Source organism: Variovorax paradoxus, from assembly GCF_022009635.1.
Classification (GTDB): Bacteria; Pseudomonadota; Gammaproteobacteria; order Burkholderiales; family Burkholderiaceae_C; genus Variovorax.
On record NZ_CP091716.1, the window covers coordinates 2,129,633 to 2,141,358 of the forward strand.

The following is an 11,726-nucleotide window of genomic DNA, read 5'->3' on the forward strand; positions in this document are numbered from 1 at the left end:
CCTTTTCCATGGAGCACCGCATGCCGAGCACAGAGACGCACTTCGACCTGACCTCCAACGACGGCGTCCCGATCGAGGCGCATCGCTGGCAGGGCCCGACGCAGCGCGCGGTGATTCAACTGGCGCACGGCATGGGCGAGCATTCGCTGCGCTACCGGCATCTGGCCAAGGCGCTGGTGGAGGCCGGCTACGTCGTCTACGGGAACGAGCACCGGGGCCACGGCAAGGGCGCCGCCGCGCGCGACGAACTCGGCGAATTCGGCCCGCGCGGATTCGGCGGCCTCGTGGACGACATGGCGCTCCTGAGCCGCCATGTGCGCGGCGTGCATCCGGGCCTGCCGCTGATCCTGCTGGGCCACAGCATGGGCTCGTTCGCCACCCAGTACTACCTTGTGAAGCACAGCGATCTGCTGTCGGGGGCGGTGCTCTCCGGCACGTCAGCGCTCGACCTGCTGGGCGGCGCCCTGCAGAGCGGCTTCAAGCTGGAAGACATGAACGCGGCGCTGCCCGATGTGCGCACGCCCTTCGACTGGCTCAGCCGCGACGCGGCGCAGGTCGATGCCTACATCGCAGATCCGCTGTGCGGCTTCACGGTCTCGGCCGAGGGCATGGGGTCGATGTTCGCGGGCCTGGCCGAGCTGGAACCCGCCGCGATGCAGTCGCGCATTCGCCCCGATCTGCCGCTTTATCTGTTCATCGGCGACCAGGACCCGGTCAGCAACAAGGCCGAGTGGTTCCATCCGCTGGTGCAGCGTTATCGCGAAGCGGGTCTGCGCGATGTGTCGAGCCACGTGTTCGGCGGCGCGCGTCACGAGACGCTGAACGAGGTCAATCGCGAAGAGGTCGTCGCCGTGCTGCTGGCGTGGATTGCGCGCGTGGTTACAGCGGCGAGCCCGAAGAAGCCCTGAATTCCTGCGGCGACATGCTGTAGGCCCTGCGGAAAGCCCGCGTGAAATCCGACGGGCTCTTGAACCCGACGCCATAGGCCACGTCCGTCACCATCAGGTGCGGGTAGCGCACGAGGTCGTCGGCCGCATGCCGCAGCCGCAGGTGGCGGATGTATGCGCCCAGGCCGCCTTCATGCTGGAACAGGCGGTAGAGGGTGGGGCGCGGAAGGTGCAGCGCCGCAAGCACGTTTTCGGGCGACAGGTCGGCGCGATGCAGGTTGGCCTGCACATAGCGGCGCACCTGCCCGAACATCGCCGCGCGGGCCGCGGCGCGCGCACCGCCGCTCAGGCGTGCCTGTTTGCCGAAGCTCGCGACCAGCAGCTGCACGGCATCGCGCACGGCGCCTTCGGCGGCCGGGGCGCTCAGCGTCGCGATCTCTCGGCCGAGCGCGGCCGCGTGGTCCAGGGCCAGTCGCGCGATGGGCGAGTCGGGCTGCATCGTGCGGGCGTGGACGGCCGCGGGGTCCGGAAAGACCTCCTGCAGCATCGTGCCCGGCACGAAGAAGCTCAGCACCCGGCAGGCGTTGCGATGCATGCGCACCGGCTGGCCCATGTCGAGCGCCACGAGCTTCGCGGCGGCCGGTGCGTCGCGCTGCGCGGACGAGCGCACGGTCACGCTGTCGACATCGCCTTCGGCGAACACATGGAAGGCGAAGTTGCGGACGTTGTCGGTGGAGATGCGTGCGAGGGAGCGCTCGAGCAGCATGGCGTCGGAGCGGCAGTCGGTGAAGACGATGTCGCCGACTTCGTAGCGGTCGATGGCTGCCTGGAAGGGCTTGCCGATGCCGGCAGAGGAGGGCACCACGTCGATCACGTGGCCGACGCGCTCCCGCCAGGCCTCGAGCTGCCTCTGCGGGGGTTCTGCAGCCACGTCGAAATGACTGTGGAAGATGCCGTTCCGGAGCGTGGAACGGACACCGGTTTCTAGCTCGCGCAAGCCCATCAAAAATGCTCCGAATCAGGCGGAGAGGCTCTCGAAAAATCTGAAAATAATTCTAAAGTGCCAAAAAGTAACGCATTTGAGGCGGATTCTCGCAAGAACTGAGACGCACGGTCAAGACCGTTTGTCATACGAAAGCAATCTTGGGGGTGACGTGGTTGCAGGGCCACGCGGAGACTCCGAGCCAGGGGGTCTCGCAGATTTCCACCCTTCTCGAGCGAGCGCCCACATGCTGTCCAATAAAAAGACGAAGAGGATCCCCACCGAGCCGATGTCGATGCGCGAGGGTCAGCGCGGCACCGAGCCGGCCGCGCTGTCCATGGCCGCGCAGGCACTGTATGCGGATTCGGTGGCGGCGGCGAGCGCCGTGGGTTCGCTGTTTTCCGAGGCCAACGAGGTCGAGCTGGCCTTCCTGATGCGGCTGGTTTCGGAGGGCGATACGGCGACCGCGTTGCGGATCGCGCGGCGGATTCTGGATCCACGCCGGATGCCCGAGACAGGTGCGGTGGCAGAAGTGGCGCCGACGCCGGCGCCCGCCAAGCCGAGGCGCATGCGCAACCTGCAGCCGCCGGGCCTGGACCGGGCGCGGTCTTCGCTGTCTCCGCGCGAGCTGAAGGTGCTGCGGATGGTGTCCCAGGGCCTGAGCAACCGGCAGATCGCGGAGACCAGCTACCGCTCGCTCCACACGGTCGATGCGCAGGTCAAGAACATCTACCGCAAGCTGGCGGTGAAGTCGCGCGCACAGGCGGTGCGCGAAGGCATGCAAAGGGGCCTGCTCGACCCGGAGGCCCGGGGTAGCGCCTGAGCGAAGGCGCCTACGGCTGCTTCTTGCAGTCGCCGCCGACCGACACGGTGCCGTCCTTGCATTCGGTGAGGATCGGCTCGCTGCTCGAAGATGATGGCGAACCCGCGGCCGCGGGAACGCCCTCCCGCATGGGGCCCACGTCGCGCTCGTACACGACCTTCTTGCTGCCGAGTTCGCAGCTGCCCACGACCTGGCCGGCCGCCGTTGCATTGGCATCGACGACCGTGACGGTGAAGCGCGCGACACCGGCCGCGGCGATCTTCGATTCGATCCGGGTGCGCAGCGCTTCGCAGTCTTCGGCGCCGTGGGCGGCACCTGCGAAGGCCAGCATGAGAGAAATCAGCAGACGGTATTTCATGGGGAGCCTGCCTGGAAGAGGTGAGGGGGCGGACAGTCTATTGCCGTCCCTCACGCTCGGCGAGTGAGCCGGGGACGGCGCTTGCCGCCGTCCCGTGGCTCATCGCTTCGTCAGCGCATCAGCCTTGCGCGGAAGCCAGCGCCGCGTTCAGCGTGGCGCTCGGGCGCATCACCGTTTCGAACTTCGCCTTGTCGGCCAGGTAGTAGCCGCCGATGTCCACGGCCTTGCCCTGCACGGCGGCCAGCTCGTCGACGATCTTCTTCTCGTTGCTGGTGAGCGAGTCGGCCAGCTTCACGAACAATGCCTGCAGTTCCTTGTCGTCGGTCTGCGCCGCGAGTTCCTGGGCCCAGTACATGGCCAGGTAGAACTGGCTGCCGCGGTTGTCGAGCTGGCCGGTCTTGGGCGACGGGTTCTTGTTGTTGTCCAGCAGCTTGCCGGTGGCGGTGTCGAGCGTCTTGGCCAGGATGGCGGCTTTCTTGTTGCCGGTCTTCAGGCCCAGGTCTTCCAGGCTCACGGCCAGCGCGAGGAATTCGCCCAGCGAGTCCCAGCGCAGGTGGTTTTCTTCCACCAGTTGCTGCACGTGCTTGGGGGCCGAGCCGCCCGCGCCGGTCTCGTACAGGCCGCCGCCGGCCATCAGCGGCACGATCGACAGCATCTTGGCCGAGGTGCCCAGTTCCATGATGGGGAACAGGTCGGTCAGGTAGTCGCGCAGGATGTTGCCGGTGGCGCTGATGGTGTCCAGGCCGCGGACCACGCGCTCCAGCGTGTAACGCATGGCGCGCACCTGGCTCATGATCTGGATGTCCAGGCCCGAGGTGTTGTGCTCGTGCAGGTACATCTTGACCTTGGTGATCAGTTGCGCCTCGTGCGGGCGGTAGGCGTCCAGCCAGAACACCACGGGCATGCCCGAATTGCGCGCGCGGGTGACGGCCAGCTTGACCCAGTCGCGGATCGCGGCGTCCTTGACCTGGCACATGCGCCAGATGTCGCCTTGCTCCACGTCTTCGCTCATCAGCACTTCACCGGTGTCCAGGTCGGTGATGTTGGCGACGCCGTCTTCGGGGATCTCGAAGGTCTTGTCGTGCGAACCGTATTCCTCGGCCTTCTGTGCCATCAGGCCCACGTTGGGCACCGTGCCCATGGTCTTGGGGTCGAAGGCGCCGTGCCACTTGCAGAAGTTGATGATCTCCTGGTAGATGCGGGCGAAGGTCGATTCGGGCATCACGGCCTTGACGTCCTTCAGGCGGCCATCGGCGCCCCACATCTTGCCGCCGTTGCGGATCATCGCGGGCATCGAGGCGTCGACGATCACGTCGTTGGGCGAGTGGAAGTTGGTGATGCCCTTGGCCGAGTCGACCATCGCCAGCTCGGGGCGGTTCTCGTGGCAGGCGTGCAGGTCGCGCTTGATCTCGTCCTGCGTGCTCTGCGGCAGCGCGGCGATCTTGGTGTACAGGTCGACCATGCCGTTGTTGACGTTGATGCCCAGCTCGTCGAACAGCTTGCCGTGTTTCTCGAAGGCTTCCTTGTAGAAGATCTTCACGCAGTGGCCGAACACGATGGGGTGCGAGACCTTCATCATGGTGGCCTTGACGTGCAGCGAGAACATCACGCCGGTCTTGTGCGCGTCTTCGATTTCCTTTTCATAGAAGGCCAGGAGGGCCTTCTTGCTCATGAACATGGAGTCGATGACTTCGCGGTCCAGCAGCGCGACCTTGGGCTTGAGCACGATGGTCTTGCCGCTCTTGGTGATCAGCTCCATCTTGACGTTGCGCGCGCGGTCCAGCGTCATGGACTTTTCGCCGTGATAGAAGTCGCCGCCGTGCATGTGCGAGACGTGCGAGCGCGAGGCCTGGCTCCAGTCGGCCATGCTGTGCGGGTTCTTGCGGGCGTATTCCTTCACGGCCTTGGGCGCGCGGCGGTCGGAGTTGCCTTCGCGCAGCACGGGGTTCACCGCGCTGCCGGTGCACTTGTTGTAGCGGGCGCGGATGTCCTTGTCCTCATCCGAGGTCGGGTTTTCCGGGTAGTCGGGGATCTTGTAGCCCTTGCCTTGCAGTTCCTTGATCGCCGACTTGAGCTGGGAGACCGAAGCGCTGATGTTGGGCAGCTTGATGATGTTGGCTTCGGGCTTGAGCGTGAGCTTGCCCAGTTCGGCCAGGTTGTCGGGCACCTTCTGGTCGTCGCTCAGGAATTCGGGGAATTCGCCCAGGATGCGGGCTGCCACCGAGATGTCGCTGGTTTCGAGGTTGATGCCGGCCGGTGTCGTGAACGCGCGCACGATGGGCAGAAACGCGTAGGTCGCCAGCAGGGGCGCCTCGTCGGTGAGGGTGTAGACGATGGTGGGTTGCTTCGTGCTCATGCGCTTGCGTCCGTAAATCCTGGGTTGTCGGGTGGCGTGAACTTCAGGGATGAATCAGTTCACGAGGTGGCGATTGTCGCCGGGCGGAAGGGGGGTGGCCGATCCGGGGTGCGATCTCCCCGCAGCAGGCTCTGTCAATCCAGCGGCAGAGCGATGGTAGCGGCCAGCGGCACGGTGTCGATCCGCGCCGCGCTGGCGACCAGAACGGCCCTGCGCTCCTGCGCCGCCACGCCCGTGAGCGCCTGCCAGAGACAGCGGGTCGAGCCGGCGTCGAGCCCGGCCGTGGGCTCGTCGAGCAGAACCAGCGGCCGGCCCGAGGCGAGCCCGGCCGCCATCCAGACCTTGCGCCGGGAGCCGGTGGACAGCATGAACAGCTTCTTGTCGAGGTGCGGCTCGAGCGAAAAGCCGTCGGCCAGCGCCTGCCAGGCGGCGGGGTCGAAGCCGGTGTCGCCCTCGGTCAGCTGCCGCGTGCACTCGCGGGCGGTGAGCTGGTCGAAGCGGTCGGTGGTCGGGTCGACGAAGAAGACCTGGCGCCGGTAGGCCTCGGGCGAGGCGTCCAGGCGCGTGCCGGCCACCGTCAGCCGGCCGCCGCCGGCTGGCAGCACGCCAGCGATCACCTGGAGCAGGGCCGACTTGCCGGCGCCGGTGTCGCCATGAAGCAGCGTCACGCCGGGGCCGATCGAGGCGGTCCAACCGGATGCGATGGCGCTCTGGCCGGGGTAGGCGAAGCCGATGTCCTGCAGCTGCAGGATGGGTGGGAAGGGTGGGGTGGTGTTCACGGCCCGGGTTTTACCATCGGCCCCATGAAGAAAATGCCTATTGCCGCGGTGCTGCTGGCTGCACTGCCGTTCGCGGCGCCCGCCGTTGCCGCGCCGGCGGCGCAGGTGCTCGTGGAGGTCAAGCAGCCCGAGTCGGTCGATGCCGACTGGCGTGCCCACCTGTGCGCGCTGCTGCCCCAGCCCTGCGATGCCGCCGCGCTGACGCTCCATCGTCCTCGCGGTGGCGCACCGGGCGACTACGTGGTGCTGTCGCAGGCGCCGCTTGCCCTCGGCCGGCTGAAGCGCGCGGCGGACGCCACGGAATGGAAGCTTGATCGCTTGTACGACTTCACCGGGTACGCCGGCTCGGTCAAGGAAGGCGAGGCAGGCAACGGCGAGGTCCAGCGCACGCTCGCGCCGGCGCTCTATCCGCTGGCCGACGGGCGCTGGGCCGTGGCTGTGCTGCAGCGCCAGTTCGAGAGCTACTCGGGCGGCGGCGCGTCGTTCTCCACCGCCGACTTCGTGCCGCTCGACGCCGAGCCCGCGTCCGCCAAGGCCGCGTACGAGGGCATTCCCTTCTCATGCAGCAAGATGATCCGCGCCTGCTTCACCGAGAAGGAATACAAGACCTCGAAGCATTGCCATGAAGAAAGCAACGGCAGCCTGCGCATCGCCTACGGCGAGCCCGCAAAGACCGGCGGCCCTTACGGCTGGCAGTTCACCTGGCTGCAGAGCGATTGGGCGGCGCATGTGCCGGCCAGCGCCACCGTCAACACGCGCTCGCGCTTTTCCGGCGACGGCAGCGGTGGAGGCTCGGCCGACTTCTGCGGCGGCGGGCCGCAATAGGCGGCAAAAAGGTCAGGCGCCGCGCGGCACAGTCACCGCGCCCACGTGCTTGGTGCGCCCCGCGCCGAGGCCCGCGATCACCAGCGCGATGCCCAGGCCGATGAACAGCCACGACGAAGCGCGAAAGCTCCCCGTCCATCCGTGCAGCAGCCCGGCCACCAGCGGGCCGAAGGCCGCCACCATGTAGCCCACGCCTTGCGCCATGCCCGACAGGTGCGCGGCCACGTGCGAATCGGGCGAACGCAGCACGATCATGGTGAGCGCCAGCGCGAAGGTGCCCCCCTGCGCAATGCCCAGCAGAACCGCCCACAGCCACACGCCGCCCAGCGGCGCGAACAGCATCGCCAGCATGGCCGCGACGGTGAGCATCGCCAGCGCCACGGCCAGCCCGCGCTGGTTGCGCAGCTTCACCGCCAGCGCCGGCACCACGAGGCAGGTCACCACCTGCGTCATGACCGACAGCGACACCACGTAGCCCGCCGTCTCGCTGCCGAGTCCGCGCTCGCGCAGGATCGGCGCGAGCCAGCCCATCACGATGTAGGCCAGGGCGGACTGCAGCCCCATGAAGAAGGTGACCTGCCAGGCCAGCCGGTCGCGCCACAGCCCGCGCACCGTGAAGCCCGATTCGCTCGCCACCGGCCTGACCGGCAGCGCCTGCGGCGCCCAGACCAGCGTGACCACCGCTGCGGGCAGCGCCCACATGGCCAGTGCCATGGTCCAGCCGCCGCCCAGCGCATGCTCGATGGGCACCGTAAGGCCCGCCGCGCTGGCGGCACCGCCGCACACCGCCATGGTGTAGAGGCCCATCATCAGCGCCGCCTGCTTCGCGAAGTCGCGCTTGACCAGCCCCGACAGCAGCACGTTCGACACCGCGATGCCGCTGCCCGCGATGGCCGACGCCAGGAACAGCAGCGGGATGTTGCCGGTGCCGCGCAGCATCGTGCCCAGCAGGATCAGCACCATGCAGCCGAGCAGCGTGCGCTCGGTGCCGAAGCGGCGTCCGAGCCCGGGCGCCAGCGGCGCGAACACGCCGAGGCAGACGATCGGCAGCGTGGTCAGCAGGCTCGCGGCGGTGGCCGACAGGCCCGTGGCCTTGATGATTTCCGGTAGCACCACCGAGAGGCTGGCGAACACCGGCCGCAGGTTGAACGCGATCAGCACCACGCTCGCGCCGAGCAGGATGCGCCGGCCCAGGTTGGGGGTGGGCGTGGGGAGCGGCGCGGGCCTGTTGTCGGCCTCGGTGTCGATCAACAGGTCTTCGGTGGCGCCGGGTTGCGCGGGCTGCGTACGTTGAACGGTGGCGTCGCGCGTGATGGCTGCGGCGCTCATGCCGTGCCCAGCGCCAGCGCGTTGATCATCGGCGCCATGAAGGCGCGCACCGCCGCGGCGGCGACATCGGGGTCGCGGCTCGCGATGCCTTCGATGATGGAGCGGTGCGCGGCCTCGTCGGGCTCGGGCAGCACGGTGCCCAGGGTGCTGACGATCGTTTCCTTGATGTAGCCGGTGATGAAGCGGCAGGTCTCGGCCAGCGCGAGGTTGCCCGATACGTCGACGATGGCTAGGTGAAAAGCCAGGTCGCGTTCGATGAAGCTGGCGCCGTCGTCGCTCTCGTCGGGCACGCCGCGCTTGTCGAGCAGCGTGTTCAGCCGGCGCAGGTCCTTGGCCGTGTGGCGCACCGCGGCGAGCCGGGCCGCCTCGACCTCGAGCGCGCGGCGCACTTCGAACTGGTCGCGCAGGCTGGCGCGGCGCATTTTCTGCAGGCTGGAAGAGGGGTCGAAGCCGGAACGCACATAGGTGCCTGAACCCTGGCGCACTTCGAGCAGGCCGCGCGACACCAGCGTCTTGACCGCCTCGCGCACCGTGCCGCGGCTCACGCCCAGCAGCAGGGCGAGTTGAGGCTCGATGGGAATTCGGCTGCCGACAGCCCAGCGGCCGCCGGAGATTTCGGCGCGGATGCTTTCGGCGGCGGCGTCCGCCAGGGAGGTGCGAGGGGCTTGAGCAAGCATCTGAAAGGGCCTATTCATTCAATGATTGGACGAATTTTGCCCGCTGCGCAAAGCCCGGGCCAGGAGCGCGGTGGTTGCTCGCTTTCGCGGCGCGCGACTGTCTGACCCTTGTTCGCTCGATTGTGCAAGCTGGATTCGAAGATTTGCAGCAAAAAGGTGAACTTTTCCCCACCTTCACGAAACGTTGATTCGAACGTTACCAATTGTCTGTGAGCTGCCGGAAAATGAAACTAAAGGTCACTTATGAATCTTTAAGTTGCTTTGCTCGGCGTTCGGCCCTCCCGCCGGCACGCCTCTGGGGAGCGCCCCGGGAGAGAACAGGAAAAACGGATCACGTCGAATCTGAAATGAAGGACTTTTCTTTGTCGGACGTGCGGCTGTTCACGAAAGCCGCGCAGTTGGGAGGACTGACCCCCGCCGCCGATGTGCTGAACGTACCCAAGGCCTCCGCCTCGCGCCAGCTCCAGCGGCTGGAAGCCACGGTGGGCCATCTGCTGCTGCACCGCGGCTCCACGCGCTTCGCGCTGACCGAGGAGGGGCGCGAATTCCTGGTGGCGGCGCAGCATGTGCTGACCATCCTGGACGACGTCATGCTCAACCTGTCTTCCGGCGGCGACGCGGTGACGGGCCGGCTGCGCATCGTGGTGCCGCACTACTACGGCAGGGAGCTGCTCATGAGCCATCTGCCGCCGTTCATGACAGCCCATCCGCGGCTCGAAGTGGTGGTCGAGACCGGCAACGACCGCGCGGACCTGTTCCGCGACGAGGCCGACGTGGCCATTCGCCGCGGGCGAGACGGCTGCGACGAACTCGTGGCGCGTCACCTGAAAGACGAGCCGCTGATGCTGTGCGCCGCGCCCGACTACCTGGCGCCGCACCCGGCCATCGAGAACCTGCAGGACTTTTCACGGCATGTGTTCCTGACCACCGGCGAGGAGCGGCGCAAGCGGGAGGTGAACCTCGCGACCCTCGACAAGACCCACCGCATTCGCGTGGAGAGCGTGTTCCAGTCGGACGACCTCGAGTTGATCCTGCAACTGGCGCTGTCGGCCCGCGGCATTGCCCTGGTGCCGGTGTCGCTGGCGCAACCGCAGTTGGACATGGGGCTGCTGCTGCCGGTGCTGCCGCAAGTGAAGCTGAAGCCGCAGGAAATCAACCTGGTCTATCTGCCGTCGCGCCGCAATTCCCCGAAGATCAAGACCTTCGTCGACTACGTCCTGAGCATCTTCAGGTCGTTCTAGCAGGGGCTACCAGCTGCCGGAAGCACCGCCGCCGCTGCTGGAGCCGCCGCCGCTGTCAGAGGACGAGGAACTGCTGTCCGACGAACTGCTGCTGCTGCTGCTCGAGGAACTGCTGCTCCAGCCGCTGTCGCTGTCGTCGTCGTCTCCGTTGCCGCTGCCGCCGCCGGTGGCGGGAAAGAAGCCGAACACCAGCGCGATGAAGCTCACGAGCGCCATCACGAGCCAGATTTCGTCAGGGTCCGGGCCCGGGCGCAGTTGCACGAACGCGAAACCGATGACGCCCGTCACCAGCGCCAGTCGCACCATGAAGCCCAGCACGCCGCGCTGCCAATGGACGCGCACGCCCACCACGATCGCCGCAATGCCGATGGCGATGAAGCCGGCGACGAACACGCCCGCGATGATCAACGGCACCTTGTCGGCGCCCAGGTAGAAGCCGAGCGCGATGAGCCCCGCGATCGCCAGCGCGATGCAGATGAACACATAGCGCGCGGTCTTGAACCGGCCCGACAGGTAGCCGACCCCGTACATGAAGCCGACCGGCATGAAGAGGATGAACGGCATCGCGAGGTTCATCAGCGCCAGCGTCGCGGCCACCGGGCCGGCCGCGAGCAGGCCCAGCACGGTCGGCCAGCGCCGCCGCGCCGGCGAGGCGGGCTCGGTCTTCAGGTCGGCCCAGAGAGCGCCTTCGCGCTGTGCCCGATGCGCGTCCATGCGCCGGCCTTTCCGTCCCCGCTTGCCGGTGCCGTGCGACACCACGCGCGGCGCGACAGGGCGAGGCCGGCTGCCGTGCCACACGCCCACGCCGATGGTCCAGAGCATCACCGCGAGCAAGGCCAGGTTGATGCGCGACTGGCTGGATTCGGTCGAGAACGCATCGATCACGCGGTGCAGCGGCGACGATTCCTCGTTGCGCGGTTCGGCCGGCGGCTCTTCTTCCACCGCCTGCAGCTGAGGCGCGCTGATCAGCTGCGACAGCGACTGCACCGCGGCCTTCACGCCGCCCGCGAAGTCGCCCTGGCGAAAGCGCGGCGTCATCTCGCCGTCGATGATGCGGGCCGCCTGGATGTCGGTGATGCGGCCTTCCAGGCCCGTGCCCACCTCGATGCGCATGCGGCGGTCCTTGAGCGCAACCAGCAGCAGCACGCCGTCGTTCTCGTCCTTGCGGCCGAGCTTCCACTGCGCGAAGACGCGCGTGGCGAACTGCTCGATCGAGTCTTCGCCCGTGGTCGGCACGATCAGCACCGCCAACTGGGCCTGCGTGAGCTGCTCGATGACGGAGATGTCGTAGCGCAGCGAGCTGGCGTCGTCGGCGCTCAGCGTTTTCGTGAGGTCGACCACGCGCGAACTCATCGCGGGCACGGGCACCGGCTTGGCCTGCGCGGGAAGGCCCAGCGCGAACGCCATGGCCATCAGCAACATCAAGGCGACCTGGCGAAGCCAGCCGTGCGCAGCGGAATTCGGCAAGG

The 11,726-nt window shown here is 67.5% G+C and carries 11 protein-coding genes; 4 read left to right on the forward strand and 7 right to left on the reverse strand.

What is annotated here, in order from left to right; all coding sequences use genetic code 11:
- Nucleotides 1-20 precede the first annotated feature (20 nt).
- Nucleotides 21-908, forward strand: a complete 888-nt coding sequence (locus L3V85_RS09950) for an alpha/beta fold hydrolase (RefSeq protein ID WP_237679144.1) — start codon at nt 21-23, stop codon at nt 906-908.
- Here the strand turns inward: L3V85_RS09950 and L3V85_RS09955 are convergent.
- The gene (locus tag L3V85_RS09955; RefSeq protein WP_237679145.1) at nt 880-1,818 is read right to left on the reverse strand and encodes an AraC family transcriptional regulator; all 939 of its coding nucleotides are present in this window, start codon (nt 1,816-1,818) and stop codon (nt 880-882) included. The genes L3V85_RS09950 and L3V85_RS09955 overlap by 29 nt on opposite strands.
- A gap of 298 nt (nt 1,819-2,116) precedes the next feature.
- Here L3V85_RS09955 and L3V85_RS09960 point away from each other — a divergent pair, with 298 nt between their 5' ends.
- Nucleotides 2,117-2,692: a helix-turn-helix transcriptional regulator gene (locus tag L3V85_RS09960; RefSeq protein ID WP_237679146.1), complete on the forward strand. Its 576-nt coding sequence runs from the start codon at nt 2,117-2,119 to the stop codon at nt 2,690-2,692.
- Between the two features lie 10 nt (nt 2,693-2,702).
- Here L3V85_RS09960 and L3V85_RS09965 read toward each other — a convergent pair whose 3' ends face one another.
- The 3 genes from L3V85_RS09965 to L3V85_RS09975 form a co-directional block, all read right to left on the reverse strand.
- Nucleotides 2,703-3,050 (reverse strand): DUF1161 domain-containing protein, encoded by a 348-nt coding sequence (locus L3V85_RS09965; protein WP_237679147.1) that lies wholly within the window; start codon nt 3,048-3,050, stop codon nt 2,703-2,705.
- Nucleotides 3,051-3,168: 118 nt separating this feature from the next.
- Entirely contained in the window at nt 3,169-5,406 is a 2,238-nt protein-coding gene (locus L3V85_RS09970) for an NADP-dependent isocitrate dehydrogenase (protein ID WP_237679148.1), read from the reverse strand.
- A 134-nt stretch (nt 5,407-5,540) separates the two neighbouring features.
- On the reverse strand, nt 5,541-6,185 hold the full coding sequence (locus L3V85_RS09975) for an ABC transporter ATP-binding protein (RefSeq protein ID WP_237679149.1): 645 nt from the start codon (nt 6,183-6,185) through the stop codon (nt 5,541-5,543).
- A 24-nt stretch (nt 6,186-6,209) separates the two neighbouring features.
- On the opposite strand from L3V85_RS09975, the gene L3V85_RS09980 reads away from it, so the two are divergent.
- Nucleotides 6,210-7,010, forward strand: a complete 801-nt coding sequence (locus L3V85_RS09980) for a hypothetical protein (RefSeq protein WP_237679150.1) — start codon at nt 6,210-6,212, stop codon at nt 7,008-7,010.
- A 12-nt stretch (nt 7,011-7,022) separates the two neighbouring features.
- On the opposite strand, the gene L3V85_RS09985 is transcribed toward L3V85_RS09980, so the two are convergent.
- Both L3V85_RS09985 and L3V85_RS09990 read right to left on the reverse strand, forming a co-directional pair.
- The gene (locus tag L3V85_RS09985; RefSeq protein WP_237679151.1) at nt 7,023-8,339 is read right to left on the reverse strand and encodes a CynX/NimT family MFS transporter; all 1,317 of its coding nucleotides are present in this window, start codon (nt 8,337-8,339) and stop codon (nt 7,023-7,025) included.
- Nucleotides 8,336-9,016: a FadR/GntR family transcriptional regulator gene (locus L3V85_RS09990; RefSeq protein ID WP_237679152.1), complete on the reverse strand. Its 681-nt coding sequence runs from the start codon at nt 9,014-9,016 to the stop codon at nt 8,336-8,338. Before L3V85_RS09990 ends, L3V85_RS09985 begins: the two co-directional genes overlap by 4 nt.
- A gap of 347 nt (nt 9,017-9,363) precedes the next feature.
- Here L3V85_RS09990 and L3V85_RS09995 point away from each other — a divergent pair, with 347 nt between their 5' ends.
- Nucleotides 9,364-10,257 carry a LysR family transcriptional regulator gene (locus L3V85_RS09995; RefSeq protein WP_237679153.1) on the forward strand — a complete coding sequence of 298 codons (894 nt, stop codon included), beginning with the start codon at nt 9,364-9,366 and terminating at the stop codon, nt 10,255-10,257.
- Between the two features lie 6 nt (nt 10,258-10,263).
- Here the strand turns inward: L3V85_RS09995 and L3V85_RS10000 are convergent, their stop codons facing one another.
- Entirely contained in the window at nt 10,264-11,724 is a 1,461-nt protein-coding gene (locus L3V85_RS10000) for a TPM domain-containing protein (protein ID WP_237679154.1), read from the reverse strand.
- Nucleotides 11,725-11,726 lie beyond the last annotated feature (2 nt).